The sequence below is a fragment of the Streptomyces sp. NBC_00190 genome, assembly GCF_036203305.1.
Lineage (GTDB): Bacteria > Actinomycetota > Actinomycetes > Streptomycetales > Streptomycetaceae > Streptomyces.
Window position 1 is genome coordinate 8,128,791 of the sequence record NZ_CP108131.1, and the last position, 26,672, is coordinate 8,155,462.

General features: G+C 70.1%; 27 protein-coding genes and 1 pseudogene. 15 read left to right on the forward strand and 13 right to left on the reverse strand.

From position 1 onward, the window contains the following. Positions 1-78: 78 nt before the first annotated feature. Positions 79-462 (reverse strand): hypothetical protein, encoded by a 384-nt coding sequence (locus OG429_RS37710; RefSeq protein WP_328929761.1) that lies wholly within the window; start codon positions 460-462, stop codon positions 79-81. A 338-nt stretch (positions 463-800) separates the two neighbouring features. Next, positions 801-1,076, reverse strand: a complete 276-nt coding sequence (locus OG429_RS37715; protein ID WP_328929762.1) for an SH3 domain-containing protein — start codon at positions 1,074-1,076, stop codon at positions 801-803. A gap of 349 nt (positions 1,077-1,425) precedes the next feature. On the opposite strand from OG429_RS37715, the gene OG429_RS37720 reads away from it, so the two are divergent. Continuing rightward, on the forward strand, positions 1,426-1,692 hold the full coding sequence (locus tag OG429_RS37720; protein WP_328929763.1) for a hypothetical protein: 267 nt from the start codon (positions 1,426-1,428) through the stop codon (positions 1,690-1,692). A 214-nt stretch (positions 1,693-1,906) separates the two neighbouring features. On the opposite strand, the gene OG429_RS37725 is transcribed toward OG429_RS37720, so the two are convergent. After that, a complete protein-coding gene (locus OG429_RS37725; RefSeq protein WP_328929764.1) occupies positions 1,907-2,179 on the reverse strand; it encodes a hypothetical protein in 273 nt (90 codons plus the stop codon). A gap of 326 nt (positions 2,180-2,505) precedes the next feature. Here OG429_RS37725 and OG429_RS37730 point away from each other — a divergent pair, with 326 nt between their 5' ends. Beyond that, entirely contained in the window at positions 2,506-3,393 is an 888-nt protein-coding gene (locus OG429_RS37730; RefSeq protein WP_328929765.1) for a DUF4436 family protein, read from the forward strand. Positions 3,394-3,422: 29 nt separating this feature from the next. Here the strand turns inward: OG429_RS37730 and OG429_RS37735 are convergent, their stop codons facing one another. The 3 genes from OG429_RS37735 to OG429_RS37745 form a co-directional block, all read right to left on the reverse strand. Further along, positions 3,423-3,818, reverse strand: a complete 396-nt coding sequence (locus tag OG429_RS37735; RefSeq protein WP_328929766.1) for a hypothetical protein — start codon at positions 3,816-3,818, stop codon at positions 3,423-3,425. Further along, positions 3,815-4,147, reverse strand: coding sequence for a hypothetical protein (locus tag OG429_RS37740; RefSeq protein ID WP_328929767.1), 333 nt, complete (start codon positions 4,145-4,147; stop codon positions 3,815-3,817). Before OG429_RS37740 ends, OG429_RS37735 begins: the two co-directional genes overlap by 4 nt. A 114-nt stretch (positions 4,148-4,261) precedes the next feature. After that, positions 4,262-5,506 (reverse strand): ROK family transcriptional regulator, encoded by a 1,245-nt coding sequence (locus OG429_RS37745; protein ID WP_328929768.1) that lies wholly within the window; start codon positions 5,504-5,506, stop codon positions 4,262-4,264. A 214-nt stretch (positions 5,507-5,720) separates the two neighbouring features. Between OG429_RS37745 and mmsA the strand changes: the two genes are divergently transcribed. From mmsA to OG429_RS37775, 6 genes are all read left to right on the forward strand, one after another. Further along, positions 5,721-7,268, forward strand: coding sequence for a multiple monosaccharide ABC transporter ATP-binding protein (gene mmsA / locus OG429_RS37750; RefSeq protein WP_328929769.1), 1,548 nt, complete (start codon positions 5,721-5,723; stop codon positions 7,266-7,268). Continuing rightward, the gene (mmsB, locus tag OG429_RS37755) at positions 7,265-8,560 is read left to right on the forward strand and encodes a multiple monosaccharide ABC transporter permease (protein WP_328929770.1); all 1,296 of its coding nucleotides are present in this window, start codon (positions 7,265-7,267) and stop codon (positions 8,558-8,560) included. Before mmsA ends, mmsB begins: the two co-directional genes overlap by 4 nt. An 80-nt stretch (positions 8,561-8,640) precedes the next feature. Then, a complete protein-coding gene (locus OG429_RS37760) occupies positions 8,641-9,750 on the forward strand; it encodes a sugar-binding protein (protein ID WP_328929771.1) in 1,110 nt (369 codons plus the stop codon). Between the two features lie 138 nt (positions 9,751-9,888). Beyond that, positions 9,889-10,869, forward strand: a complete 981-nt coding sequence (locus OG429_RS37765) for an ROK family protein (RefSeq protein ID WP_328929772.1) — start codon at positions 9,889-9,891, stop codon at positions 10,867-10,869. Between the two features lie 20 nt (positions 10,870-10,889). Further along, on the forward strand, positions 10,890-12,110 hold the full coding sequence (gene manA, locus OG429_RS37770; RefSeq protein WP_328929773.1) for a mannose-6-phosphate isomerase, class I: 1,221 nt from the start codon (positions 10,890-10,892) through the stop codon (positions 12,108-12,110). Beyond that, positions 12,107-13,198: a sugar ABC transporter substrate-binding protein gene (locus tag OG429_RS37775; RefSeq protein ID WP_328929774.1), complete on the forward strand. Its 1,092-nt coding sequence runs from the start codon at positions 12,107-12,109 to the stop codon at positions 13,196-13,198. The genes manA and OG429_RS37775 overlap by 4 nt, the downstream gene beginning before the upstream one ends. Before the next feature lie 81 nt (positions 13,199-13,279). On the opposite strand, the gene OG429_RS37780 is transcribed toward OG429_RS37775, so the two are convergent. Then, complete coding sequence (locus tag OG429_RS37780; RefSeq protein ID WP_328929775.1) at positions 13,280-14,848, reverse strand: alpha/beta hydrolase; 1,569 nt, start codon at positions 14,846-14,848, stop codon at positions 13,280-13,282. 150 nt (positions 14,849-14,998) lie between these two features. Further along, the gene (locus OG429_RS37785; RefSeq protein ID WP_328929776.1) at positions 14,999-15,652 is read right to left on the reverse strand and encodes a TetR/AcrR family transcriptional regulator; all 654 of its coding nucleotides are present in this window, start codon (positions 15,650-15,652) and stop codon (positions 14,999-15,001) included. Between the two features lie 111 nt (positions 15,653-15,763). On the opposite strand from OG429_RS37785, the gene abc-f reads away from it, so the two are divergent. Both abc-f and OG429_RS37795 read left to right on the forward strand, forming a co-directional pair. Next, positions 15,764-17,410 carry a ribosomal protection-like ABC-F family protein gene (abc-f, locus tag OG429_RS37790; RefSeq protein WP_328929777.1) on the forward strand — a complete coding sequence of 549 codons (1,647 nt, stop codon included), beginning with the start codon at positions 15,764-15,766 and terminating at the stop codon, positions 17,408-17,410. 31 nt (positions 17,411-17,441) lie between these two features. Further along, the gene (locus OG429_RS37795) at positions 17,442-18,362 is read left to right on the forward strand and encodes a Vgb family protein (protein ID WP_328929778.1); all 921 of its coding nucleotides are present in this window, start codon (positions 17,442-17,444) and stop codon (positions 18,360-18,362) included. Between the two features lie 167 nt (positions 18,363-18,529). Here the strand turns inward: OG429_RS37795 and OG429_RS37800 are convergent, their stop codons facing one another. Both OG429_RS37800 and OG429_RS37805 read right to left on the reverse strand, forming a co-directional pair. Then, positions 18,530-19,129, reverse strand: coding sequence for a maleylpyruvate isomerase N-terminal domain-containing protein (locus tag OG429_RS37800; RefSeq protein ID WP_328929779.1), 600 nt, complete (start codon positions 19,127-19,129; stop codon positions 18,530-18,532). Positions 19,130-19,172: 43 nt separating this feature from the next. Next, entirely contained in the window at positions 19,173-19,841 is a 669-nt protein-coding gene (locus OG429_RS37805) for a TetR-like C-terminal domain-containing protein (RefSeq protein ID WP_328930543.1), read from the reverse strand. A gap of 277 nt (positions 19,842-20,118) precedes the next feature. Between OG429_RS37805 and OG429_RS37810 the strand changes: the two genes are divergently transcribed. Beyond that, positions 20,119-21,243, forward strand: a complete 1,125-nt coding sequence (locus tag OG429_RS37810) for an alpha/beta hydrolase (protein ID WP_328929780.1) — start codon at positions 20,119-20,121, stop codon at positions 21,241-21,243. Between the two features lie 74 nt (positions 21,244-21,317). Here the strand turns inward: OG429_RS37810 and OG429_RS37815 are convergent, their stop codons facing one another. Together OG429_RS37815 and OG429_RS37820 are read right to left on the reverse strand one after the other, a co-directional pair. Beyond that, positions 21,318-21,752, reverse strand: a complete 435-nt coding sequence (locus tag OG429_RS37815; RefSeq protein WP_328929781.1) for a hypothetical protein — start codon at positions 21,750-21,752, stop codon at positions 21,318-21,320. Between the two features lie 140 nt (positions 21,753-21,892). Further along, positions 21,893-22,417: a PadR family transcriptional regulator gene (locus OG429_RS37820; protein ID WP_328929782.1), complete on the reverse strand. Its 525-nt coding sequence runs from the start codon at positions 22,415-22,417 to the stop codon at positions 21,893-21,895. Between the two features lie 110 nt (positions 22,418-22,527). On the opposite strand from OG429_RS37820, the gene OG429_RS37825 reads away from it, so the two are divergent. From OG429_RS37825 to OG429_RS37835, 3 genes are all read left to right on the forward strand, one after another. Then, positions 22,528-23,919, forward strand: a complete 1,392-nt coding sequence (locus tag OG429_RS37825; RefSeq protein WP_328929783.1) for an MATE family efflux transporter — start codon at positions 22,528-22,530, stop codon at positions 23,917-23,919. Between the two features lie 262 nt (positions 23,920-24,181). After that, positions 24,182-24,547 (forward strand): hypothetical protein, encoded by a 366-nt coding sequence (locus tag OG429_RS37830; protein WP_328929784.1) that lies wholly within the window; start codon positions 24,182-24,184, stop codon positions 24,545-24,547. Positions 24,548-25,008: 461 nt separating this feature from the next. Continuing rightward, complete coding sequence (locus OG429_RS37835; RefSeq protein ID WP_405676627.1) at positions 25,009-25,452, forward strand: transglycosylase SLT domain-containing protein; 444 nt, start codon at positions 25,009-25,011, stop codon at positions 25,450-25,452. A 196-nt stretch (positions 25,453-25,648) separates the two neighbouring features. Here OG429_RS37835 and OG429_RS37840 read toward each other — a convergent pair. Next, a pseudogene (locus OG429_RS37840) lies at positions 25,649-26,124 on the reverse strand (transcriptional regulator); the annotation flags it as partial. 119 nt (positions 26,125-26,243) lie between these two features. Between OG429_RS37840 and OG429_RS37845 the strand changes: the two are divergent. Further along, entirely contained in the window at positions 26,244-26,624 is a 381-nt protein-coding gene (locus OG429_RS37845) for a hypothetical protein (RefSeq protein WP_328930544.1), read from the forward strand. Positions 26,625-26,672 lie beyond the last annotated feature (48 nt).

A 26,672-nucleotide genomic window follows, 5' to 3' on the forward strand; every position in this document is an offset into this window, starting at 1 on the left:
CCGCTCACGTCGACGGCGACCCGGTGGAGGGTGCAGCCGCCGAAAGCGAAGACGGCTGCCGGGAGATCGCGGTCGGCGTCAGCGGGTGAAGCCGGCGACGGCGGTGTGGACCGTGACGTTGCCGCCGCCGAGGAGGACGGCTTTGGCGCGGAGGCGGTCCATGACCGCGGGTCCCGGGTCGCCGTACACGTCGATGGAGCGCATGCGGATCAGGGGGACGAAGGCGCGGAACTTGGGCCCGCCGAGTTCGAGGTGGAGCTCCAGCGAGGCCGTGTCGGGGTGGACCGCCACCAGCGTCATGGTGGATCCGGCGTCGTCGACGCAGAAGTGGTAGGCGAGCAGCTGCGGTTCCATCATCTCGACGAAGGCCACCCGCTCGCGCATGGCGGCCTTCGCCTCGTCGAGCCGGCCCGGCAGGATGTCCGAGCGGTCGACGTAGTAGATCTTGTCGAGCAGCGCCATGCCCCGACGCTAGCGGGGGAGGCGGGTGCGGCCCCGCGCGACGCGCCCCGGGTTTCGGCTCCGCGTGAAGCGGCCGCTCGCCTCGCCCCGGAGCCGGCCGGGCGGAGCCTGCGGCCGAAGGCCACCAGACGGACAGCGAACAGGGATTCGCCTTCGATACCCACGACCACAAGTGGCACGAAACGCTCCTGGGCGCGGGACAGGGCTGGACGTACCCATCCGGCCTGAAGACGCCCGTCCGACCGGCCCGCCGGTCACCGCCGCGCACCGGGCCCGGGGACAGCCACGGGGCTGCCCCCGGGACGGCTCTGGACGGCCCTGAAGGGGCGGTTCCGCCGTTAGCCCTGCGGAGATGCCGGTTCGACGTCCTTGGACAGCGGTACATCTCCGGTGTTGTCGACGTGCCGGGCGGCGACCCACGCGGCCTCGTCGCGCAGCAGGTACCACATGCTGTTGCCGTCGATGGTCTGGGCGTGCACCTTGCTGCCCAGACCGACCTCGGCGCCGTGGCTCAGGTTGCCGATGATGGAGGAGTCAGTACTCGGATACTTCCGCAGGTTGACGCCGATGGTGCTGACAACGGTGCCGAACGGCCGGGGTGGACTGGGCATCATGCCTCCAAGGGAACGCCGGAGTGGCGGGACGTCGTCCGGTAATCCGGACGGGTTGCTCGCACGGTAAGGCCGATTCCCGCCAGGGAGCCGAAGGCGTGCGGGGCCCGCCACGACCGGCGCCCGGGCGTCATTCCGATGGGTTCCGTCCCTTGGCCCGGCCCATTCCCCAGGGCCTCCACCAGCACGGCGGACGGCTCCCTGGCGGCCGCCCCGCGCCAAGGCCTCCTCGTACGCGGCGCCCCCGATAGCCCTCGGGCGGCGCGCAACCTCGGCGTGCCGTGCCGCAGCTTCTCAGCGGCCCTGTCTGATGGGGACCGTCGTTCCGGCCGTCCAAGGAGAGAGCACCATCATGACCACCACAGAGCAGATTGCCCGTGACGCCGTACGCCGCGTCCTGGGGGACACCGCCCATGCCGACGTGACCACCCTCCCCGGCGGAAACCTGTCCATCAGCGTGCACAGCGGTGACCACACGGCCACCATCGACGGCGACGACAGCAGCGGATGGGGTTGGACCGTCGACCCCGGAACCGACGACGGATTCACCGGGCACGAGGACATCGCGGAAACCCTCGACGACGCCCTGATCGGTGTACGCCGAGGAATCGGCGCCTGAAACCACGCCCAACCTGACGCGGGCCTGTAGGCCCGGGAAGATGCTGCGGACCTCGCCCGTCGCCCGCCCCGCGCCCCTACAACGGCGGCGCCCGCCTCGAAGATCAGGGGCGGGCGCCGATTGCGGTGCCGCACAGAACCCGGCGACAGTCGCTGTGCTTGCGCGGGCACCAGAGGACGTGGAGCAGGATCTCGCCGGCCGGCGCCCGGAGCTGTCAGGAGCTGCTGGAACCGATCTTCCCGCGTACGCCCCGGAGGGCTTCCTCGATTCCTTCCGCGGTGTGGTCGTGCCCGGTGAACCCCTCGGCGGGGCCTGGGTCCAGGCTCCAGCCCCAACCCGTCGCGTCCTCTCCGTCGATCATCGCGGCGCGTCTTCCGACAGTGATGGTGATCGACATGTTGCCGCCGGGGTGGACCCGTACGTCGGTCTGCGCGGCGTCCCCGAGGATGCGGCGCACGGCTTCGCGCGCGGTCAGTTCGTCGGTCATGCTGCTTCGCTCCGGGATCGTCAGGACGACGGTCCGGCCGTCCGGGTCGGTCAGACTCCGATGCCCGAACCGTCGGTCCCTGAGGAAGGGCGAGCGGCTTGAGCCGGAGCAGCGGTGGCTCACGCCGACACGCCTGCCCGGATGCGGTGGATCACCGGCCCGGTGGACGAGGATCGCACCGCGGCCACCGCCCCGCGCCTCGGAGAAGACGGCCGCCCGCGACGATCGCGCCCGGCTTCGGCAGACCGCGCCGCGTGGGCGGCGAGGTCTGCTCCCGGTGTCGGGCCGGACGGGCCCGTGGCCCTTCCCACCCCGTCGGAGTCCCCATGGCCCCACCCTCGGAATCACCTCGCCCACGCCGCTTCGGGGCGTCGATGCTGCCCGTCCTGCTCCTCGTCGCGGTCCTGATCGTGGTGGCGGTGTCCGTGGGGTCGTGGCTGCAGTTCACCGAGCAGCAGGCGATCGACACGGTCCACCCGGTCGGATCCGCAGCCCCCGACCGGGTGGACGTGGAGGCCACCGTCCAACGCGTCGCCCCCGCGGCCAGAGAGCTCGTACTGAGGGTCCGGGTCACCCCGCGAGGGGCCCTCGGCGAACAGGAGGGAATCGCCTCGGTGGCCGATCTCAGCCTCCAGACCTCCACGGCGACACTCGGCGACCTGGAATTCACGGCGCACGAGCGGATCACAACCAGGGACATGAAGGTCGCGATCGCAGGTGGATCGGTCAGCGACTACCCGTTCGACACCTACGAGACCGACATCGGGTTCTGGGCATCGGTGGGTGGCAAGCAGGTGCCGGTGCGGATGCAGTTCTCCAACAACGACACGCTCTTCTCGATCTCCCCGACACCCATCCCGTCCGGGCAGGCGGCCGTCGTGTGGCTGGAGCTGTCCCGATCGGGCAGCCTGCTCGTCTTCGCGGTCTTCATGATGCTCGTGATGTGGGCGCTGGCGTCGTCCGTGCTCATCGGGACCTGGTACCTGACGACCCGCCGCGAGGGCCTGGTCTGGCCCGCCCTCGCCTGGATGGCCGCCACCCTGTTCGCCCTCTCGGCCTTCCGCAACACCGCCCCCGGCACACCCCCGATCGGCTGCGTGCTGGACTGGTTCGCCTTCCTGTGGGCCGAGACCATCATCGCTCTCTGCCTGATCGCCGTGGTCATCACCGGCGTCCGCACCGCCCTCCGCCCAGGCGACACCCACCACACCTAGCGGTCGATCACAGTCCATGTGGTCGTCGCTCACGAAGACCCGCGCGCGCCCGCCACCTCCAGGTCCTCCAGCAGCGCCACGGCGGACGCCGACACGCTCAGCGGCTCGCCCTGCCGCTTGAGTTCACCGGTTGCCGGCGGGACCTCGCCCTCCCGGGCAGGCTCCGACGGGGAGATGGCCTGAAGATTGACGACGCTGGGGACGAACAGCAGGATCACATTCGTCAGAAGGATTCCCAAGGCGCAGGTCCACATGACGGTGGATGCGCCCAGCCGGTCGGCGACGCTGCCCGCCAGGACGTACCCGAGTGGAACGAGGGCGTTCTCGCCGAGCATGGTCAGCGAGGTGACTCGGCCGATGAGGTGTTCGGGAACCTGCTGCTGCTTCGCGGTCTCGAAGAAGACGACCGCCAGTTCCAGGCTCATGCCGCTGAGCAGCATCGAGACGAGCAGCCAGGGGAGCTGCGGTGCAGTGGCCAGAACGGCGAGACCGCCCAGCCCCAATGGGACGCCCCGCCGGACGTGCCGGAGAGGATGAGCGGCCCGAGGCGCTGGTCGCCCGCGAGCCAGAGGGGCACGGCGAAGGTTCCGGCGAGCGCGTACCCCCACATCCACGGGCGGGCCGAGAAGGCCTGCCAGCCTTCGCGCCAGCTGTTGCGGGCGGCCGCGCGGGGGCGGTCCTTCACCTTCGGCCGCAGGCCCCTGAGGATCAGGGAACAGGCGGCGATGGGGTCGTGGCCTGTTGCAACGGCCACGATCCGGCCAGCCGACGACGTCCTCGTCCCGGCCGGGGCCAGGGCGTCCGACGCCGTCCCCGGCGCCGCCCTGCACGACGCCGCGTCCCGTCAGGCCGGGCGTTCCGGGTGTGCTCAGTCAGCGAGAAGAGCGGACAGCTGGGGCGAGTACGTCGAGTGCAGTACGAGGGAGGCGCCACCCACCACGGCGGCGTCCGTGCCGAGGGGGGACGCCTTGACCTCGACGACCCGGATGCTGCGGGACAGCGCTCTGGTTGCCAGTGCCGAGGCGACGACGTCGACGTAGCGCGATTCCACGTGCTGGATGCCGTGACCGCCGAGAACGATGAGATCCACGTCGATGAAGTTGGCGATGCTGACGGCGACCGACGCGACGTGTTCGGCGGTCTCGTCGATGACAGCGGCGGCGACGGGGTCGCCGGCCGCGGCGGCGAGCCGGATCGAGGCATGGTCGACCGAAGCCGGATCCCGGTCGAAGGCACGCGACAGTTCACTGTCGCCCCGAGGCCGGTCGGCGAGCCGACGGTGTACCTCGGCCACGATTGCCGAGGGATTCGCCAGCCGCTCCAGACAGCCCCGGTTGCCGCAGTAGCATTCCGGCCCGTCGGGGAGCACGGACGAGTGCCCGAACTCTCCCGCGTTGAGCGAACCGCCTCTGTACACCTGGTGGTTGAGGATCAGGCCACCACCGATGCCGGTGCCGAAGAGGAAGTACGCGAAGTTCGCCACGCCCTTGCCCGCGCCGGACCAGCGTTCACCGACCGCGGCGGCGGTGGCGTCGTTGTCCAGCGTCACCGGCAGTCCGGTGGCCTCGCTCAGCATTCTCTTCATCGGCACCCGGGTCCAGCGCGCGAGCTGAGGCGGAGTGACGATCATGCCGAGCTCCTGGTCGATCGGCCCCGGGGCGGCGAGGCCCAGACCCAGCACCTTGTCGCGCGGGACATCCGCTTCGTCCAGTACTTCCGAGACCAGCTCGGCCATGGCCGTCACCACATGGGACGGGTCGATGCTGGGCGGGGTGGGGCGCCTCTTGACGACCAGAGGACGTCCGCGCAGGTCGACCACGGAGCAGGTCAGTTCGATCGGGTCGAAGTGCAGTCCGACCGCACTGCCCGACTCCGCGTTGAGCCGCAGCGTGGTGCGGGGCTTCCCGCCGCTGGCGACCCTGCTGGCCCCGTCCTCCCGGACGATGCCCTCGTCCAGCAGGCGGCGCACGATGCCGGAGACCGTCTGCGGCGTGAGGCCCGTCTGCTGGGCGATCTCCACCCGGCTGATGCCGTCGGCCAGCTGGATCTGGTCCAACACCACCGCTTGGTTGTACCGCCCCACCTTGGGGAGGTTGGTTCCTGCCTGCCGCACGCGCCGGTCCTCTCTGTGGCTCCGTATCAACATTCTCCGGGGCATTGACTTAATAAAACAAATGGATTTACTGTCTCGCCACGCAGTCGTCGCAACCCCGACTCGAGGCACCACGGAGTGCCATCGGAGGCAAGCTGATGTCCACGAAACCCCGCATCCGTCGAGGCTCGGCCCCGAGCACTCTGCGCGGCCCGAGCAGTGCGGAGGCCTGCCCATGACCACGGTTCCGACCGTGCTGGAGATGCGGTCGATCACCAAGACCTTCCCCGGCGTCACGGCGCTCGCCGACGTCAACCTGATCGTCCGAGAGGGCGAGATCCACGCGATCTGCGGGGAGAACGGCGCCGGCAAGTCCACCCTCATGAAGGTGCTGAGCGCCGTTCACCCGCACGGCAGCTACTCGGGCGAGATCGTCTACCGCGGCGAGCAGATGCGGTTCCATGACATCCGGGCCAGTGAGCAGGCCGGGATCGTGATCATCCACCAGGAGCTCGCGCTGGTGCCGGGCATGTCGATCGCCGAGAACATCTTCCTCGGCAACGAGCCGCGCAGGCGGGGCGCGATCGACTGGAAGGCCTCCCGGCGCCGGGCGCTGGAGCTGATGGAGCAGGTCGGGCTCCGGGAGGATCCCGACACGCTGATCAAGGACATCGGCGTCGGCAAGCAGCAGCTCGTGGAGATCGCCAAGGCGTTCGCGAAGGACGTGAAGCTGCTCATCCTCGACGAGCCGACCGCGGCTCTCAACGAGGACGACTCCCGGCACCTGCTCGACCTGCTGCGCGGCTTCCGGCAGCAGGGCATCACCTCGATCATCATTTCGCACAAGCTGGGCGAGATCGAGGCGATCGCCGACAGCATCACGATCCTGCGCGACGGCCGCACCATCGAGACGCTCGACGTCAAGGCGGACGGCGTCAACGAGGACCGCATCGTGCGCGGCATGGTCGGCCGTGAGCTCAGCAGTCGGTTCCCCGACCACACGCCCGACATCGGCGAGGTCTTCTTCGAGGTCCGTGACTGGACGGTGCAGCACCCGAGCTCCGGCGAACGGCTCGTATGCAAGGGGTCGACCTTCCACGTCCGGCGCGGCGAGGTCGTCGGTTTCGCCGGCCTCATGGGCGCCGGGCGCACCGAACTCGCGATGAGCCTGTTCGGGCGCTCGTACGGCACCTACCTGTCCGGCCGGATCTTCAAGGACGGCGAGGAGATCCAGCTGAAGTCGGTGTCGGACGCCATCCGCCACGGACTCGCGTACGTCAGCGAGGACCGCAAGTCCATCGGCCTCAACCTGCTGGACGACATCAAGACCTCGGTGGTGGCAGCCAAACCATCGAAGATCGCCAAGCGCGGTGTCGTCGATCCGGTGCGTGAGTACCGCGTCGCCGAGGACTACCGCACGAGCTTGAGGATCAAGGCGCCCGGCGTCGACGAGGGCGTCGTCAAGCTCTCCGGCGGCAACCAGCAGAAGGTCGTCCTGGCGAAGTGGATGTTCACCGACCCGGACCTGCTGATCCTCGACGAGCCGACCCGCGGCATCGACGTGGGTGCCAAGTACGAGATCTACGGGATCATCCAGCGGCTCGTGGGCCAGGGCAAGGGCGTCATCGTCATCTCCTCGGAGCTGCCCGAACTCATCGGACTGTGCGACCGCATCTACACGGCGTTCGAAGGCACCATCACCGGCGAGGTCCCACGCCGCGACGCCGACCCCGAAGTGCTGATGAAGCAGATGACCGCGATGAAGAAGAGCCCGACCTCATGAACCGAATCAAAATCAAAGACCTGCACAAGAACCTCTTCGGAGGCACGACCTCCAACGCCCGCCAGTTCGGGATGATCTTCACCCTCGTGGCGATCGTCCTGCTGTTCCAGATCTGGACCGGGGGACTGACCCTGACCTCCGGCAACCTCATCGCGGTCGTCAGCCAGTACTCCTACATCCTGATTCTCGCCATCGGCATGCTCATGGTGATCGTCGCCGGGCACATCGACCTCTCGGTCGGCTCGGTCGCGGCGTTCACCGGCATCGTGGTCGCCAAGGCGATGGAGGCGTACTCGCTCCCGTGGCCCCTCGGCATCGCACTCGGCCTTCTCGTCGGCGCGTTGATCGGCGCTTGGCAGGGCTTCTGGGTCGCCTACGTGGGAGTGCCCGCGTTCATCGTCACCCTGGCCGGGATGATGCTGTTCCGCGGCGGCAACCAGTACATCGGCAACGCCGACACCGTGCCGGTCCCCGAGGACTTCCGCGAGATCGGAGCGGGCTTCCTGCCCGAGGTCGGGCCGGACACCGGATACAACAACCTGACCCTGCTGCTGGGCCTTGCGGCCTGCGCGGGCATGGTGTGGCGCGAGTGGAAGGCGAGGCAGACCCGCCGCGAGATGAACGCCGACGTGGCTCCCCTGTGGATCACGGGCATCCGCCTCGCGGTGATGCTGGGGGTCATCGTCTTCGCGACGCTGCGCTTCGCGGGCGGCCGCGTCGGCACCAGCCTCCCGATCTCCGGCATCATCCTGATCGTCCTGGTGCTCGCGTACTCGTACTACACCCGCAACACCATCGGCGGCCGGCACATCTACGCCGTCGGCGGCAACGCCCGCGCGGCTGAGCTGTCCGGTGTGAAGCTCAGGCGGGTCAACTTCGTCGTCATGATGAACATGTCCGTACTGGCCGCCCTGGCCGGCATGATCTTCGTGGCGCGGTCCGCCGCATCCGGCCCGCAGGACGGCCTGAGCTGGGAGCTCGACGCCATCGCGGCCGTCTTCATCGGTGGCGCGGCGGTCTCCGGCGGCCTCGGCACCATCAGCGGCTCGATCGTCGGCGGCCTGGTCATGGCACTGCTCAACAACGGCCTCCAACTGGAGGGCGTCGGCTCCGACATGGTCCAGATCATCAAGGGGCTGGTCCTCCTCTTCGCCGTCGCGCTCGACGTCTACAACAAGCGCCAGGGCCGCTTCTCGATCATCGGCTCGCTCATGCGCCCCTTCCGCCGGGAGAAAACGGCCGCCCCGGCCGCCCCGGCTTCCGAAGCCGACAAAACGCTGGTCACAGGCTGACCGCCACTCACTCGCGGGCCACCGCCCGTGGCACGTCACCCCGGCAACACAACAACACTGCACGAAGGGCTCGACTCACCATGCGCAGAATCATCACCAGAGGCATCGCCGCGGTCGGCGCCGTCGCCCTGCTCACCATGGGCACGGCTTGCTCCAACGAACGCGAAGGGTCCACCGGCACCGGGAGCGCCGACGCCAAGGGCTTCGCGAAGGACTCCCTCGTCGGTGTCGCGCTGCCGTCCAAGACCTCGGAGAACTGGGTGCTCGCCGGTGACCTGTTCACCGACGGCCTGAAGGCGGCGGGCTTCAAGGTCGACGTGCAGTACGCGGGTGCCTCCACCACCGTCGCGGACCAGCAGTCGCAGATCTCCGCCATGGTCACCAAGGGCGCCAAGGTGATCGTCGTCGGCGCCACCGACGCCTCGCAGCTCGCCACGCAGGTGGCACAGGCCAAGCAGGCCGGCGCGGCCGTCATCGCCTACGACCGCCTCATCACCAACACACGCGACGTCGACTACTACATCGCCTTCGACAACTTCAAGGTCGGCCAGCTGCAGGGGCAGGCCCTCGTCGACGGCATGAAGGCCAAGAAGGCGCAGGGCCCGTGGACGATCGAGCTGTTCTCCGGCTCGCCGGACGACAACAACTCGAAGGTCTTCTTCGACGGCGCGCTGTCTGTCCTCAAGCCCTTGATCGACAAGGGTGACATCGTTGTCGGATCCGATCAGAAGGACATCAAGCAGACCGCGATCCAGGGCTGGAAGGCCGAGAACGCCCAGCAGCGCATGGACTCGCTGCTGACCTCGACCTACAACGGCGGCAAGGAGCTCGACGGCGTCCTGTCGCCGAACGACACCCTCGCCCGCGCGATCCTCACCTCCGTGAAGGGCGCCGGCAAGCCGGTCCCGGTCGTCACCGGTCAGGACTCCGAGGTCGAGTCGGTGAAGTCGATCATGGCTGGCGCGCAGTACTCCACCATCAACAAGGACACGCGCAAGCTCGTCGCCGAGACGATCAGCATGGTCACAGCCCTGCAGAAGGGCGACCAGCCGCAGATCAACGACACCAAGTCGTACGACAACGGCTCCAAGGTCGTCCCGGCCTACCTCCTCCAGCCGGTCATCGTGACCAAGCAGAACGCGGCCGAGGCCTACGCCAACGACCCCAAGCTGTCCCCGCTCACCAAGTAACACACCACCCTGCGACGTCGCGCCCCGGCAGTGCTCCGGGGCGCGACGACCCGGCAGGCCATGCGGACAGGCGTGAGACAACGCGATCGACCCCGGCGACGCGGTGACGCCTGCCCGCGAGAAGTCCCGAGAGAAAGAATGGATGCGCTCGTGTACGGAGCACTCGACATCGGTGGTACCAAGATCGCCGGAGGGCTCGTCGACGCCGACGGCCACCTGGTGGCCCGGTCGCAGTGCGCCACCCCGGCCCACGGCACGGCCGAGGAGATGATGGCCGCGGTCGCGGCGGTCCTGGACGACATAGCCGTCCACCCGGAGTGGAACGCGATCTCCCACCTGGGCATCGGCAGCGCGGGCCCGGTCGACACCGTGGCCGGGACGGTCAGCCCGGTCAACATCCCGGCCTGGCGCGCCTTTCCACTGGCCGAGCGGATACGGGCGCTTCCCCGCGTCCCGCGCGGCGTCGAGCCCGTTGTGGTGGGGGACGCGGTCGCGATGACCGCCGCCGAGCACTGGGCGGGCGCCGCCAGAGGAGTGGACAACGTCCTGGGCATGGTGGTCTCCACCGGCATCGGCGGCGGCCTGATCCTGGGCGGGGCGCTGTATGCCGGCCCGTCGGGCAACGCCGGGCACATCGGCCATCTCACCGTCGACCACGCCGGGGGGCCCGAGTGCCCGTGCGGAGCGCGCGGCTGTGTGGAGCGGCTCGCCAGCGGCACCGCCATCGCCGCCCACGCCGTGGAATCCGGCTGGGTGCCGCCCGCCGGTGTCCAGCCGACGGCCGCAGCGGTCGCGGACGCCGCCCGCGCAGGTGATCCGCGAGCCGCTGCGGCATATGACCGTGCAGGACGGGCCCTCGCCGCCGCGATCGCCGCGACGGCGGCACTCGTCGAACTCGACCTGGTCGTCATCGGCGGCGGTGTCGCCCAGGCCGGCGCGACACTGCTCGCGCCCCTCCGGCGCCACCTCGCCGATTACGCCGTCCTCGACTTCACCCGCGACCTGCCCGTCGTGCCCGCCAAGTTCGCGACGGACGCCGGACTCATCGGAGCCGCCGCCGTAGCCGGGCTGTCGCACTCGGGGCGCGGAACGTATCAGCTACCCACCGCCCACCCGTAACCGACGGGAGCCAAGCGACCGTGGACCTGCTCACCACCACCATCCAGCCCTATGACTGGGGCTCCACCACCGCCCTCGCCGAGTTGATGGGCATACCGCCCACCGGCGAACCCCAGGCCGAACTGTGGCTGGGCGCCCACCCCGCCGCCCCGTCCCACGTCGACCGGGGACAAGGGCCGATCGCCCTCGATGAGCTGCTCGCCGCCAGCCCGATGGCCGAACTGGGACCCGCCCTCGCGCGCCGGTTCGGCCCGCGACTGCCGTTCCTGCTGAAGGTGCTGGCCGTCGACACCCCCCTGTCGGTCCAGGTCCATCCCGACCTCGCCCAGGCCGCCGCCGGTTTCGCGCGGGAGAACGCCCTGGGGATCCCGCTCGACGCTCCGCACCGTACGTACCGCGACGACCAGCACAAGCCCGAGATGATCGTCGCCCTGACCCGGTTCCAGGCCCTGTGCGGCTTCCGCGCTCCCGAGCGGTGCGCCGGCCTCCTGGAACTCCTCGACGTCCCTGACCTCACGCCGTATGCCGCGGCGCTTCGCGCCCGCCCGGGCGACGCCGCCCTCCGGGAGGTCTTCACCGCCTTCCTGACAGCGCCGACCGCTCTCCTCACCGCCGTCACCGAGGCCGTCCGGCGCACCTCCGCGGACGGTGGACCGTACGAGGCGGACCTCGCCGCGTATGCAGCCATCACCTACGCCCATCCCGACGATCCCGGCCTGCTGCCCGCCCTGATGCTGAATCACGTGGAGCTGGAACCGGGGCAGGCGCTGTTCCTCGGCGCGGGCATCGCGCACGCGTATCTGTCCGGCCTCGGCGTGGAAATCATGGCCAGTTCCGACAACGTCCTGCGCTGCGGCCTGACGTCGAAACACGTGGATGCGGCCGAACTGCTGGAGATCGTCCGTTTCACCGCGTTCCCGGTCCGAGCCCTCGCCGCGCGGTGGGACGCGGCGACCGGGGAGCACGTCTACCCGGCCCCTGTCGACGACTTCAGCCTCTCGCGGTTCGACCTCGTACGAACGGACGCGCCGCGCACGCTCATGGCCGACGCACCCCAGATCGTGCTGTGTGTCCGCGGTGAAGCGACCGTCGCCTCGGAAGGACGCTCGGTGCCGCTCGGTCCCGGCCGCGCCGTCTACGCACCCGCCGGCGACACGCTCCGGCTCAGCGGAGAGGGAAAGGTGTTCCGCGCCACCTCGGCCGTACGGACACGGCCCCGTCAGGGAGGTCCCACCCCGTGAACCCGTATCCGCGTGCTTCTGCTGCTCTGGCCGCTCTGGCGCTCACCGTCACCCTCGCCGCCTGCGGCAGTATCGACGAGGGCGACGGGCGCGGCGGTGACAAGGTCAGGATCGGCCTGCTGCTCCCCGAGAACGTGACTGCGCGTTACGAGAAGTTCGACAAGCCGCTGATGGAGAAGAAGGTCGCCCTCCTGACCTTCGGCAAGGGCAAGGTGATCTACGCAAACGCCATGGGGGACGCGGCCAAGCAGAACGCCCAGGCCGACACGATGATCGAGAACAAGGTCGACGTCCTGGTCATCGACGCGGTGGACTCCAAGGCGATCGCGGGGGCGGTGGCGAAGGCCAAGGCCGCGGGCATCGCGGTCGTCGCCTACGACCGCCTGGCCGAAGGCCCGATCGACGCGTACACCTCCTTCGACAACGAGGACATCGGCCGGATCCAGGGAAAGTCCCTGCTGGAGGCGCTGGGCAGCAATGCCAGGAACGGGAAGATCGTCATGATGCACGGAGCGCTCACCGACCCCAACGCCGCCCGCTACAAGGCCGGCGCCCACTCCGTCCTCGACGGCAAGGTGAACATCGGCAAGGAGTACGACACCGCCGAGTGGAAGCCGGAGAACGCGAGCACCAACATGACGGCCGCGCTCTCGGCACTCGGCAAGGACAAGATCGTCGGCGTCTACTCCGCCAACGACGGCATGGCGGGCGGCGTCATCGCCGCCCTCAAGGCCGCAGGCTTCTTCCCGCTGCCCCCGGTCACCGGCCAGGACATCGAACTCGCCGCCGTGCGGCGCATCGTGGCGGGCGAGCAGTTCACGAGCATCTACAAGTCCTACGCCCGCGAGGCCGAGGCCGCAGCCGAACTCGCCGTCATCCTCGCCCACGGCGAGAAGACCGACGGGGTCATCAACGACGTGGTCAGCAGCCCCACCGTCAAGCGCGTGCCCGCCGTCCTCATTCCCAGCGTGCCCGTGACCCGCGACAACATCAGGACCACCGTGGTCCTCGACGGCGTCTACACCGCCGAGGAGATCTGCACCGACGCGCTCAAGGCCGCATGCGCGGAAATCGGTCTGAAACAGTAGCCGGCCCCGTGGTGGACCGCCCGTGCCCGGCCGGACGTGCCGGGGACGCCGAGGGCGTCGGTCAGGCCCGGGCCCGAGCGTTCAGGAGAAGGGCTGCTTGTCCGGTCGGCAGGTGGTCCCGGGGGGTGGCAGCGTGCCGTCGACGAAGTAGCGGCTCTCGTACGTCTTCACGCAGCTGCTGGCGTTGTTGAACAGGGCGGTATGGCCGTACCCGTCATGGGTGAGCAGGCGGGCGTCGGCCAGTTCCTTCGCCATGACCTCGGAGTCCGCGTACGGCGTGGAGGGGTCGTACCTGGTGCCGACCACGAGGACGGGGTGCGCGGTGGGCTTGTTCCACGGTCCGGTGTAGAGGTCTGCGGCCTGGGCCGGCCAGGTGGCGCACGGCTCTCCGGACCAGGTCCAGTAGCGGCCGGCGTCGCCCGCCCGCTGGGCGCTGTCCTCCGCCAGACGGTGGTAGGCGGCGGGATCGCGGAGGTTGGGGCTGTCGCCGCACCACACGGCCGCCGCCTGTTCTTCGCCGAGGTACGGGGCGGGGTGCGCGACGGGGGGCGGGGGCGGGAACACGGGCGGCTTCGGGACCCGGCCCTGCCACAGGTCCTGGAGGCGCCGGGCGAGGTCCGCCCAGCCCGGGTCGACGATGTAGAGGCTGCTCACCGTGTCGGCGACCGTCCGGGCGTACGTCCACGTGTCCACCGGGCGTTCCCTGAGGCGCTGCATCAGCTGGTCGAACTTCGCGCGGGTCGCCTTCGGGCTGCCGGCCGAGAAGGCGCAGCGGTCCGTGGTGGCGGATCCGCACAGGTCGAGGAACCGGTCCAGGGTGGCCGCGGCGGTGCGGTCGGAACCCATGCGCAGGAGCGTGGTGGTCCGGGCGTCCGGTCGGCCGCCGTTCGTCCATGCGGAGGGCGCGATGTTGCTGTCCAGGACCATGGCGCGGACCTTGTCGGGGAACAGGTTTGCGTAGGTGGCGCCGAGGATCGTGCCGTAGGAGACGCCGAAGTAGTTGAGCTGCGGTTCGCCCACGGCCTGCCGGAGCAGGTCGAGGTCTCGGGCGGTGTCGGCGGTCGACACGTGGCGCAGGAGCTCGGAGTCATGCTTCTCGCAGCGCCGGCCGAGGTCCTCGTAGGCGTCGATCCAGGTCTTGCGCTCCTTGTCTCCCACGGGGAACCCGACCGGCTTGGCCCGCCCCCACGCCTCGGCGTCGTCGGTGCTGTCGAAGCAGTTCACCGCCGTGCTGTTGCCGATGCCGCGGGGATCCCAGCTGACGATGTCGAACCGCTCCCGCAGCTCCTTCGGGAAGGAGTCGTAGTTCTGCGGGACCTGCACCGTCCCGGGGCCGCCGGGCCCGCCGGGGTTCACGAAGACGGTTCCCATGCGCCGCGCGCCGTCGGTCGCCTTCCTGCGGACCACGGCCAGGTCGATGCTCCGGCCGGCGGGGTCGGCGTGGTCGAGGGGGACACGGGCGGTGGCACAGTCGTACGGGCTGCCGGGCGTGCAGGGGCTCCAGTCCAGGCGGGGGACGCCTGGCGAGGGCGACGGCGCGTCCTGGGCGGCGGCGGGTCCGGGGCAGCTGAGTACGGTCGAGCAGACCGCCGCGGCGACGAGCGCCGCCGCGCGGTGGCGACGGCCGCCTGCCGGTCCGGGTAGGGGCATCGTCCGCCCTCCTCCGTCGCGTCGGGGGCCTGCCGGCCGCGACGCCGCGGCCGTGGTGGGACGAGCAGCCCCTGTAACCACGAAACCGCGGTTCACCGGCCCGCGCGAGCCGAGGGCGCGGGCCGCGCCCCCGGACTCTGCTGCCGGTGTTCACCGGGTCGTGTCGAAGGCGCCCGCTCGCCCCGCGGCCGCGGCACCCGCCGCGGCCCGGCGGGGGAGGTCCGGGTCCGGTGCGGCCCGCAGGAGCAGCAGCTCGTGGTAGAGCGGAGCGGTCGCCGCCACCAGTAGCGTGCGCGCGTCGACCGGGCCGGGCAGTTCGCCCCGCGCGGTGGCGCGGGTGACGACCACCGCGCAGCGTGCGTAACGGTCCTCCCAGAAGCGGGCCAGGGCGCCGGCCGCCTCGGCCGAGCGGAAGCCCGCGGCGATCAGTGCCGTGGTCAGGCTGGGCCCGCTGCCCGCCAGGGCCTCGTAGACCTCCCGGTTGAGCGAGGTGAGGTCCCCCTCCAGCGATCCGGTGTCGGGCGGGCTCCACGTGTCGTCGGACGCGGCGTCGAGCACGTCCGCCAGCAGGCCGCCGACGTCGCGCCAGCGCCGGTAGACCGTGGTGCGGTGCACGCCCGCGCGTTCGGCGACCGTGTCGACGGTCAGCCCGTCGTACCCGCCCGCCACCAGCAGGTCGCCCACCGCCGCCAGGACCTGCGCGCGGACCCGGGCGCTGCGGCCGCCCGTCCGCCGCCGCGGCGTGGCCGGATCTGAGTTGTGCGCATGGCCGGATTCTTCGCTTGCGTGCTCAGTGGCATCCATGGAACGATCTTAAAGCAACATTCGTCGCTATAGGGAGTCCTCCGATGGTTCTCACCCACTTCTCCACCTCCGCCACCCTCCTGCTCGCGTCCGAACCCCTGGAGCCGCTCCGTGACCGCACAACTGACCGCGCTTGACCTCTGCAAGTCCTACGACGGCCGCACCGTCCTCGACTCCGTCGACTGCTCCGTCCCCGTCGGCACCCGCCTCGGCATCGTCGGTGAGAACGGATCGGGCAAGTCCACCCTGCTCCGGCTGCTCGCCGGGACCGAGCGCCCCGACCGCGGTACGGTCACCGTCCGCGCGGACGGCGGCATCGGGTACCTCGCCCAGGAAGAGACCCTGCCCGCCCACCTGACCGTCCAGCAGGTCGTCGACCGCTCCCTCGCCGCACTCCGCGCCATGGAAGGCGGGATGCGCCGACTGGAGGCCCGTATGGCGGACGGCGACACCACGGCCGAGGTCCTCACCTCCTACGCGGACCTGCTCACCGCCTTCGAACTGCGCGGCGGCTACGACGCCGACGCCCGGGTCGAGCGCGCCCTGCACGGCCTGGGACTGCTCGGACTGCCCCGCGACCGCACCGTCGGCGACCTCTCCGGCGGCGAACAGGTCCGGCTCCGGCTGGCCGCGCTCCTGGCCTCCGCCCCCGAGGTGCTGCTCCTCGACGAGCCCACGAACCACCTCGACCACGCGGCCCTGAGCTGGCTGGAGGACCATCTCCGCGCCCGCCGCGGCATCACCGTCGCCGTCTCCCACGACCGGCAGTTCCTCGAACGCGTAGCCACGTCCTTGCTGGAGGTAGACGGCGACCTGCACCGCGCGGTCCGCTACGGCAACGGCTACGCCGGCTACCTCGCCGGGCGCGCCGCCGAACGGCAGCGCCGCGCCCAGGCCCACGCCGCGTGGTGCGCGGAGGTGGACAGGCTGCGGGAGTCCGCCGCCGTCACTGCCCGCCGGGTGGCTCCCGGCCGGGCGATGAAGGACGGCAACAAGATGGCCTACGACCGTGCGGCAGGCCGGGTACAGCAGTCCCTGGCGAGCAGGGTGCGCAACGCCGAGGAACGGCTGGGCCGGCTGGTGGCCCGGCCGGTGCCCGCGCCGGCCGAGCCGCTGCGGTTCACCGCCGTGCCGCGCACCGCCGGCACCGCCGGCACCGACGGCCCGCGCGGCGTGGTCCTCGCGGCGGACGGCGTGGCGGTCGCGTGGCGGCTCGCGCCGCTGGACCTGGCCGTGCCGGCCGACGGCCGGCTCCTGGTCACCGGCCCGAACGGAGCCGGCAAGAGCACCCTGCTGGGCGTCCTCGCCGGCACCGTCGCGCCCGACCGGGGCCACGTCGTACGGCGCGCCCGAACCGGACTGCTGGCCCAGCACACCGACACGGAAGAGCCCCGCCGATCGCTCCTCGAGGCCTTTGCCGCAGGCCGCCCCGGAACGCCCGAAGAACACACCGAGCAACTGCTGTCGCTCGGCTTGTTCGTCCCCGAACGGCTCACCGCTGCGGTCGCCACCCTGTCGGCCGGCCAGCGGCAGCGGCTGGCACTGGCCCGGCTGGTCACCGAACCGGCCGACGTACTCCTGCTCGACGAGCCGACCAACCACCTCTCGCCCGCACTGGCCGAGGAACTGGAGGAGGCGCTCGCCTCGTTCCCGGGTGCCGTGGTCGTGGTCAGCCACGACCGCCGGCTGTGCGCCCGCTGGCAGGGTGACCGCCTGGTCCTGCGCGCCCCCGAACCGGCCGCCGCAACAGCGGCGTAAGCCATCCCCAATCCCTCCGGAAAGGCCCCACTTGACCCCCCACACCCCCGCACGCCTGATCCACACCTACACCCTCCCCACCACAGGTTCCGGCCCCTACGCACTGACCACCGGCCCCGACGGCAACATCTGGTGCACCTTGGTGCACGCCGGACGCATCGCCCGCCTCACCCCGCACGGGCAGATCGACGAGTTCCCGCTCGACTCATCCGACTGCGGCCCGACCCTGATCACCTCCGGCCCCGACGGGGCCCTGTGGTTCACCCGGAACCGAGACCACCGCATCGGCCACATCACCACCGACGGCCAAGCCCGCTCCTACGCCCTGCCGGGCTCTGACCCCGGACCATTCGGCATCACCCCCGGGCCGGACGGCGCCCTCTGGTTCGCCACGCTGCACACCGCAACAGTCGGCCGCATCACCCGTGACGGCGAAATCACCGAGTACCCGCTGCCCAGCAGGGACTCCTACCCGTCCTTTCTCACCACCGCCCCCGACGGCGCGCTGTGGTGCACGCTCAACCAGGCGCACACCCTGGCGCGGATCACCGTGACCGGCGAGGTCAGCCTGTACCCGCTGCCCACGGTCGGCGCCGCGCCGGTCGGACTGGCGGCGGCGCCGGACGGAGCCCTGTGGTTCGCCCAGATCGGGAGCGGCAGCATCGGCCGACTGGACCCGCACGGCATCGAGTTCGCCGAGTACCCACTGCCGGACGCGCAGTGCCGGCCGCACGCGGTGGCGGTGGCACCGGACGGCTCGTGCTGGTTCACCGAATGGGCTACCGGCCGCATCGGCCGCGTCACCACGGACGGCCGGATCACCGAAATCCCCCTGCCGGACCCCGCCTGCGAACCGCACGGCCTCGCCTTCGGACCCGACGGCACGCTCTACGTCGCCCAGGAGAGCGGCGACGTCACCCGCTGGGACGTCACGGCGGCCACGAACTGCTGAGCCACGACGACAACTTCGGGAATGACCACCGTGTGGGGCGCGGCGGGTGGCGCCCCGTTACGTCCTACTCCTCCGGGTCCCAGGCGCGGAGCAGGTCGATCAGCCCTGCGTCTCCGTCGATCTGCACGGAGTCCGCCGGGATGCGGTCGTAGATGAAGAGGACCGGCTCACTGGCCGTGCCCCGGACAGAGGCGCCGGCCGTGTCCGGGCCCTCGCCCGTAGCGGTGGTGGGCAGACGGGTGGGCCGTGCGCCATTGCCGTCGACCGTGACGCGCCAGGAGTGGCCCTCGGCGGCGTGGAAGTCGAAGGCGGCGGGCTTGTGCGGCCAGGCGCTGGTCGTCGTAGGTGTGCACCGCGGTCTCCTGGACCCGGTGCCGGGCGACGCCACCGGAGTCCTGCGGCGACTGCGACCTACCCCACCACGTCCAGCAGCCGCGATCCGGGCCCGCCTCCCGCAGCGCGCTCAGCAGCAGCTGCGTCGATTCGGCCGACCAGGTCGGCAAGGCCTCGCGCTCCCGCGGCGCAGCCACGGCGGCGCGCGCGGCAGCGGCCTCGGCCGGGGGAGCGTCGGCGGGCCGCGGGCCGACGATGGCGGCCCAGAAGCGGTCCCCTCCACCCAGGTGCTGGACCAGATCGAGCAGCGTCCACTCGGGGCAGGTCGGCACCTGCACGTCGAGGCTGGGCGCGGAGGCGACCGCGGCGCGGAAGGCGGTCGACCGTTCGTCGATCAGCCGCAGCAGGTCGGGGAATTCCCGATTGTTTTCCACTCCGGTTGTCCAGCACTGTGCTCCGGCGATCGGAGAGGGATTTTCATCGCCGACGAGGCGGGCCCGCGGCCGGGCCGCGGGCCTCGGATGACGTGGTGTCTTCACATTCGGCTTGGCGAAGGCCGGCGAACACCGCGGGGGTCGCCCAGCCGCGCAGGGCAGCGGGAATCGCCGATCGGAAGGCGGCCTCGGCCGTGTGGGCGTCGAGGGCCTCAGCCAGTTCGAGCGTCACCAGTCCGTGCAGGGTGACCCACAGCGAGAGGGCGATCGGCGTCGCTTCACCGGCGAGGACGGAACCCGTCACAGCCCGGTCGATCGCCGCGATGAGCGGCCGGATGGGGTCACGGGTGCCGACTGCGCCCGATGGATCGAAGGATTGCGTCCTTCCGAACAGCACCGTGTACAGGTGGCTGTGTCCGCATCCCCATAGCCGGTATGCGATGGCCAGGGCGTAGAGGTCGGCGAGGGGATCCTCAGTGGTCGGCACCGCCGACAAGTCCTGGAACAGGCCGGCGACAGCCCCGTCGCGTACCGCTCCGATCAGTCCGTCCTTGCCGCCGAACAGGGAGTACACCGCGGTCGTCGACGTGCCGGCGGCAGCCGCGACGGCGCGGACCGTCACCGACTCCCGCGAACCCGTCGCCAGCAACTCGGTCGCACACGCCACGAGGCGCTCTTTGACCACCTCGTCGTTCGTCCTCGGTCTGCCCATGACGAGAAGCCTACTCCTTCTGATAACGTCGTTTTGAAACAATGTTCTGAAACTTGGGGGGCTCGCCATGGCCACATCCGCCATACGTCTTGTCCGCTTCACCGGACGCTTACTGCTGGCGCTGACTGCCGTCGCGGCGCTGGTTGTTGTCTTTCTCGTGTTGATCGTCCTCACGGACGGGGCCGGCTCGGGACTCGCCGCTTGGCTGACGGCCCTCGGAGTTGCTTCTGTCGCCGCACTGTGGCGGAGCCGGCGTCGTGCCCGGGCGGGGCGACTCGTGCCGTTCGTGCCGGTGGTTCTCGCGGCGGCGTTGACGGCGACGGTCTGCGTTCCGACCGTTCCCACGACCCGTCAGTACCCGCCCGCCCTGCCCTTCGTGGCCACCGAGCACTGGAGCCTGGACACCGGCAGCAGGGTCGCCGTGTACCACTACCCGCCGGCAGACCCCGGCACCCGGCACCCGATCCCGCTCGTGTACCTCAACGGGGGACCGGTCCGCGGCATATCGGTACTCGACCACCGGTTCCTGCAACTCCTGGCAGGCCAGGGCTACGACGTCTACGCCTACGAACAGGCCGGCGGCGGACGCAGCGACCTGCTCCCCATGGACCAGTACGCGATCTCCAGATCGGTCCGTGATCTCAACGCCTTCATCCACCGTCTGGGCAAGGGCGAGGCTGACGTCCTCGGCTTCTCGTCAGGCGCGGTTGTGCTCACCCGCGCCCTGGCCGACCCTTCCGTCGCCGCACAGCTGCACCGGGCGATCATCGCCGAGCCCGGTCCGATGGACGCACCCACATCGGGAATCACCGGGCACAAAGGACGCCCGTCCGCACGCGATCTCGCACCGAGCATGACCGGACCGCGATCAACGCGCACCCCCCGGTACGCCGTGGCATTCGGCCTCATGCGACTCGGACTCCTCGCCCCTGACACCGGACTGATCGGACAAGCCGAAGGCGACAACGCATTCACCGCCGCCGACCTCGGCAGCGACACCGCATCTGCCTACTGCGCGCGCGACGCGCATCGCATCCCGTCCGAAGACACGCCGCAGAACTTCACCTTCAGCCCCGCTGCCAGCCTCCGCATCCAGCAGACGGTGAAGGACTCCTCCTCCATTGCCCCGCAGCTGAGGCGCTCGGAGACGCCCGCCATGCTGATGATCGCCGAGTGTTCTTCCCAGGTTCGCCAATGGGCGACCACCATCCTCGCCAACGACCCCGCCATTCAGCGCACGCAGTACATGCCCGGAGTCGGGCACCACATGTGGAACGGCCTGGACGACAACAACGACCGAGCCGCCGCCGTCGTCACCGCGTTCCTCCGAGGTGAACCGGAACCTCTGCCGAACTTCCCCACTCGCGAGGGGATCCCCACCTTCCTGCGTGATCGCAAGTGACGCCCGTGCAGCCCGCCACCGGCATGAGCAGGCGAAGCTCGGAGCTGCGGCGTGCCGTTTTGGGCAGGGGCGGGTCAGCCGAGAGCAGGGCTTGCAAGATCAAGCACCAGCCGGTTCCCCCAGTCGTTGGTCAAGACGGCACGCATGCCTTCGTAGCGCACCCTGACGAACGGGTTGGAGCGGAACATGACGGCGACCCACTGCAAGGAACGGCTGGCGTCGAGGCGGGCGAGGTAGCCGATGTTGCCCATCCCGCCGCCCCCGCCGGACATCCACCCGGATCCGGCCGGTAGCGGGCTCTCGAAACAGGTGTCCACCTCGTCGATGCCGTGCTCCTCAATGGCCTCGGCCACGTCGAACGGCCCTCCGATACGGAAAGGAATCGGCTGCCCGGCATCCGGGTGGTAAGCCCCCGGACCGTCGACATGCAATTCCAAGCCGGTGTCGTCCGGACGGTACAGCCCGTCGCGGAGCGGCATCTCCCCCGCCCGCCACAGCTCCTCGACCATCCCCATAGCCCATCCCACCGTCGATTGCTGAACGAGTTGGATCCGAAGTCTGGCCGCGCGCAAGGACAGAGAGCGCTCGGATGCGACGCCGAGGCCCGCTGGCTACCCCTGGCGGGATCGGCGCCGCCACCGGCCTGTGCTCAGCCCTCCAGGCTGCCGATTGCCTCGGCCAGCCACTTCTTCTCCTCGGTGCTGGTGGCGCGAGCGATGCGCAGCATGCCCTGCCGGAAGAGATCCGGCGCCTCCTCGGCCCGTACGGGCTCGCCGTCGCGGTAGAAGAAGCTCGCCGGGATGTCGAGGAAGGTCTGCCTGCGGCGCAGGACCGCGGCCTGCTCGGCACGGTCCGGGAGATGGTGCAGGAACGCGAGCAGGGTGAAGAAGCGCTGCCCATCGGTGATTTCGGCTTCCTTGGGGTGCCGCAACCGGGCCAGCAGTTCGGTGCGGCCCGCCTCGGTGAGGGACAGGATCCGGCGGGGCGCGGCACCGCTTCCAGGCTCGGTGCGCTGCTCGGCCAGACCCGCTTTCACCAGCCGGGAGATGGCCGGATAGAGCGCCCCGTCACTGACCGGGCGGATGTGGCCACTGAGGCCCTGGATACGGGCTTTCACCTCGTATCCGTGCAGGGACTCCTCGAAGAGGAAACCCAGAATCGACAGCTCCAGCATGCCCCGTGCCCCTTCCTGCGTCTGTCGGCGCGCTTGCCCGTCCCGCGCCGTCATGCTACCTCTTCTCGCTGTACCTCGATTAGAGGTACAGCGAAAAGAGGGGTGCAGTCATGGGGGCAGCAGAACACCGGCGCACGCTGGTGTCGCTCGCGTATCCGGTCTACTTCGAGCTTCTCGCGGGGGTCACGGCCGCGATCATCAACATGGTCTGGGTGGCACGGCTCGGCGCGGACGCCGTCGCCGCGGTGGCTGTCGCCACGAATGTCGAGAACCTGCTGCTCGGCGTCATCCTCGTCGCCGGCTCGGGCACGACGGTGCTCGTCGCGCGAGCCAGAGGAGCGGAGGATCCGGCAGCGATGCGCTCCGCCGTGCGCGGCGGGTGGGTCCTGTGGGCGCTCGTCACACCCTTGGTCGCCATCGGCGGATACCTGTGCCGTGAACCGCTCGCCCACCTCGTGCTCGGCGGCAGCGGCGGCGACTCGCTGCCCCTCACCACCGGCTATTTCTCGATCGCATTGCCGGGAATCGCGGTGTTCTTCGCCACCAACGTCGTCGACGGCATTCTCAAGGGCGCGGGCGACACCCGCACCCCGATGAAGCTCGCGATCCTCGCGAACGGACTGATCCTCGGGCTGGATCCCTTGTTCATCCTGGGGTTCGGCCTCGGGGTGCGTGGGGCGGCGATCGCCACCGTGCTGGGCCGGACGGTCGCGCTCATTTGCGGTTTCGTGGCGCTGCACCGCAACGGCGTACTGCGGCAGGCAGCCCACGCGGCCCCGAACCGGGCCGGTTCGCTGGGCGCCGATGCGCGCAGAACGGCGGCGACCGGGCTTCCCATGTCGGCCGACTTCGTCGCACGGATGGCGGGGGCGCTCGCACTCGTCGCCATCGTCGCCCGGATCGGCGTCAGCGAGGTCGCCGCATACGGGGTCGCGACGAAGGCGACGTACGTCGCGACGATGGCCTTCTACGCGGTACGCCAGGCTGCCGCCATTCGCACCGCCCACCTGCTCGGTACCGGACATGACGAGCGTCGGGCCATCGGACGACAGGTACTGCTCCTTGCCGGAACACTCGGACTCACGGCCATGCTCACGCTGCTCGCCGCCGGACCGTGGATCATGCTTGCCTTCGGCGGCGAGGGAGAGGTGGCCGAGGCGGGGGCACTCTATCTGCGCTGCCTGGGTCCGTACTTGGTGCTTCTCGCTTGCTTCATCGCGCTGGGCGGGGTGTTCGAGGGCAGCGGCGGCAGCCCGGCCCTCGCGCGGATCACCTCATGCGGCGTGGCACTCCAACTCGCGCTTGCGTACGGCCTGTCGGGTTCGGGGCTGCCCGGCATCTGCCTGGCCATGGCGCTGTCCATGGCGCTTCAGTGCGCAGCCATCGCCAGGATGTACCGGCGCACGGAACATCCCACAGCCACTGACCGCGACAGCAGTCGGCTGAAGACCTCCGTCACAGAGCCCGACAGAGGCCCTTCCCCCGACAAGCGACTTGCCTGATGGACTCTGGTTCGTCGGGCATGCCCTGTGGCCGGATTGCGACGTCGACCGGCATGCCCTCCAGTACGCCGCCGGGGTTCGTGCCGTGGTCGCCAAACCGGTGGGAACCGCGCCAATCATCGGCAACGGCTTTAAACCGCCGCAGAGTTATGCCCAAAAGGTGACTTTCTGTAGCTTGATCTTGTCGGATAGCAATGACACGGCGCCTGGCACGGCCTGCCGACCGTCGGCGGCGATCCCAGCGCGCTGAAAGGAACGTCTCGTGATCCGCACCCGTTACGCCGCCGCTCTGGCCACCATGGCCCTTACCGCCCTCGCGATCACCGCGAGCCCCGCCTCGGCGGCACCCGGCGACACACTCAACATGTGCTCCAGCACGCTCACCCCGGACGGCTGGGTGGACGTCCAGTGGTGGAACAGCGGCGGCTGCGGCTCCGGCTTCACGCCCAACACCAAGCAGATCAAGGACCTCAGAGGCTACCCGGTCGGCACCCAGGTCAACGCCTGCGCGTCCACGTGGCCGCCCGCCGGCTGGACCATCACCAGCACCTACTACTCGAGCGGCTGCAGCTACTCAGCGGTCCCCAGCTTCAACCCCAACACCTGGACCCTGAAGCGCACCTCCTGACCTCGCGCCGGGCGCCGTAGTCGACCTCCGCGGGCGGCTGCGGCGCTCGGTGCTGTCGCGGGCCTCCTGGCTCCGGGCGGTGCGGGCCAGTTTCCTTTGATTCAGGGGTTTGGGCCGGGTTCGGCCACTCCGCAGAAGGGGGTATGTGTGGTCACGCGGCGTGAGATTCGGGGTCCCCGGTGGTGACCCGCCCCATAGGGCCCACGTCACATACGAACCGGGCTAGTAGCCTTCACACGGCGCGATTCCGCTTCCTCGTACCGTCTCTCACCTGCACGGATCCCTTCCGGTGTGCTTAGGCGGCGCCGGTCCCGGACTCCGGGGGTGCGTAGTAGGTGGGGTCGTTGCCAGGGGGCGGGGGCGTCTGTAGAACTGGATGAGTCGCCGGGCGGCACGGGTGCTTACCTCCGCCGCTGGTGAATCCCTCTCCTTTGCGTGAGTGGCTCACGCATGTCTTCGGCATGCCGCGACTGTCCTTGTTGCCTTCGGAAGGTCTGTCTGTGTCCAAGTCCGTCATCCGCCGTATCGCCGCTTCGAAGAAGACCCTCGCGGGTGCCGTCGTCGCCGTGGGTGTCGCCGGTTCCATGCTCGCCACGGTTCCCGCTCAGGCGGCCCCGACGAGCGCCAAGGCGATCGCCCAGCAGATGATCAAGGACCCGGCGCAGTTCGCGGCGTTCAACAACATCGTTTCCCGTGAGAGCGGCTGGAACCACACCGCCACGAACGCCTCCTCGGGCGCGTACGGCCTGGTGCAGGCCCTGCCGGCCTCGAAGATGGCCTCCGCGGGCGCCGACTGGAAGACCAACCCGGCCACCCAGATCAAGTGGGGCCTGGACTACATGAACTCCCGTTACGGCAGCCCCGTCGGTGCCTGGAACTTCTGGCAGACCCACCACTGGTACTAAGCCACCAGCGGACAGCAGCAGACGCAACGAAGACGCCCGGCCGGGACCATCCCGGCCGGGCGTCTTCGCGTACGCGGCCACCGAACCCAGCGTGAAGCGGCCCCTCCGGCACCGAACCCCGCCGCACCGGTCCCCTGAACGGGGCGGCGTTGCCCGTTGTCGACGTGGCGGGGCCCGACCGTGGATCGGTGAGGGTTCAGGCGGCCGGTTCCAATCGGACGCAGCACCGACCGGGCTCCGCTGTCAGGATCGCCTCGAGGCGATCCTCGCCGAGTCCGGCGAGGATGCCGTGCAGCAGGTGGAGGTTCATGCCGCAGACGGTCTGAGTGTGCTGCCGGGCCGAGCTTGGAAGGGGCAGTTGGCCAGGTCTATGGCGTCGCCCTCGCGCCGCGGCTCGAAGCCGTGCTGCTCCAGCGTCTCGACGATTCCCTCCGACGCGTCTCGGCCCAGTTGTTCGCCCAGTTCCTCGGCCTTGTGGTGGAGAACGGCCCGAACCGGTTCCCCGGTGGCCTCCGATTCCTCCATCGCCTGCGCGAGCAGTCTCCCGGCCAGCTCGTACCGCCGGTCGGGCAGGCTGACGGCGATGTGCCGGTCCGAGCGCAGGTAGAGCTTGGCCGGCCTGCCTGCGCCGGGTCCCGTGCGTCCGGTGCGCCGCTCGTAGACGACGTCGAGCTTTCTATCGTTAATGAAGCTTGTTGATAGAAGGAGGGTGTCATGACAGCCTCGAACATCACGCCCGTCTCCCGCCGACGCACCGAGCTCTCCGAGCCGGACGCCAAGCGTTCTGGATCCTGCGCACCGGCTTCACGGCGGCCCCGTTCCTCTTCGGACTCGACAAGTTCACGAACCTGCTCGTCGACTGGCCGTCCTACCTCGCGCCCTGGATCGACGATGTCGTCCCCGGCAGCGCGCAGGCCGCCATGTATGCCGTCGGCGTGGTCGAGATCGTCGCGGGCATCGTCGTGGCCATCGCCCCGCGCTTCGGAGGCTGGCTGGTGGCCGGCTGGCTGGCAGGCATCATCGTCAACCTGCTGACCATCCCCGGCTACTACGACATCGCGCTGCGCGACTTCGGCCTGATGCTCGGTGCCGTCGCCCTGGCCCGCCTCGCTGAGCACTACCACCGCGAAGACCGCCGAAGCGCCCGACCTGTAGCGGCCCGGAGCAGGTGAACGCCGGAACGGCCAGAGGGGCGGCGAGCTCCACCGACTCGCGCGCCC

Excerpts from the sequence above, each read along its gene's own strand:
- OG429_RS37710 (WP_328929761.1), bottom strand. The coding sequence starts at position 462 with ATGGCGCTGCTCGACAAGATCTACTACGTCGACCGCTCGGACATCCTG.
- OG429_RS37715 (WP_328929762.1), bottom strand. The coding sequence starts at position 1,076 with ATGATGCCCAGTCCACCCCGGCCGTTCGGCACCGTTGTCAGCACCATC.
- OG429_RS37720 (WP_328929763.1), top strand. The coding sequence starts at position 1,426 with ATGACCACCACAGAGCAGATTGCCCGTGACGCCGTACGCCGCGTCCTG.
- OG429_RS37725 (WP_328929764.1), bottom strand. The coding sequence starts at position 2,179 with ATGACCGACGAACTGACCGCGCGCGAAGCCGTGCGCCGCATCCTCGGG.
- OG429_RS37730 (WP_328929765.1), top strand. The coding sequence starts at position 2,506 with ATGGCCCCACCCTCGGAATCACCTCGCCCACGCCGCTTCGGGGCGTCG.
- OG429_RS37735 (WP_328929766.1), bottom strand. The coding sequence starts at position 3,818 with ATGAGCCTGGAACTGGCGGTCGTCTTCTTCGAGACCGCGAAGCAGCAG.
- mmsA (WP_328929769.1), top strand. The coding sequence starts at position 5,721 with ATGACCACGGTTCCGACCGTGCTGGAGATGCGGTCGATCACCAAGACC.
- mmsB (WP_328929770.1), top strand. The coding sequence starts at position 7,265 with ATGAACCGAATCAAAATCAAAGACCTGCACAAGAACCTCTTCGGAGGC.
- OG429_RS37760 (WP_328929771.1), top strand. The coding sequence starts at position 8,641 with ATGCGCAGAATCATCACCAGAGGCATCGCCGCGGTCGGCGCCGTCGCC.
- OG429_RS37765 (WP_328929772.1), top strand. The coding sequence starts at position 9,889 with ATGGATGCGCTCGTGTACGGAGCACTCGACATCGGTGGTACCAAGATC.
- OG429_RS37780 (WP_328929775.1), bottom strand. The coding sequence starts at position 14,848 with ATGCCCCTACCCGGACCGGCAGGCGGCCGTCGCCACCGCGCGGCGGCG.
- OG429_RS37785 (WP_328929776.1), bottom strand. The coding sequence starts at position 15,652 with ATGGATGCCACTGAGCACGCAAGCGAAGAATCCGGCCATGCGCACAAC.
- OG429_RS37805 (WP_328930543.1), bottom strand. The coding sequence starts at position 19,841 with ATGGGCAGACCGAGGACGAACGACGAGGTGGTCAAAGAGCGCCTCGTG.
- OG429_RS37815 (WP_328929781.1), bottom strand. The coding sequence starts at position 21,752 with ATGGTCGAGGAGCTGTGGCGGGCGGGGGAGATGCCGCTCCGCGACGGG.
- OG429_RS37820 (WP_328929782.1), bottom strand. The coding sequence starts at position 22,417 with ATGCTGGAGCTGTCGATTCTGGGTTTCCTCTTCGAGGAGTCCCTGCAC.
- OG429_RS37825 (WP_328929783.1), top strand. The coding sequence starts at position 22,528 with ATGGGGGCAGCAGAACACCGGCGCACGCTGGTGTCGCTCGCGTATCCG.
- OG429_RS37835 (WP_405676627.1), top strand. The coding sequence starts at position 25,009 with ATGCCGCGACTGTCCTTGTTGCCTTCGGAAGGTCTGTCTGTGTCCAAG.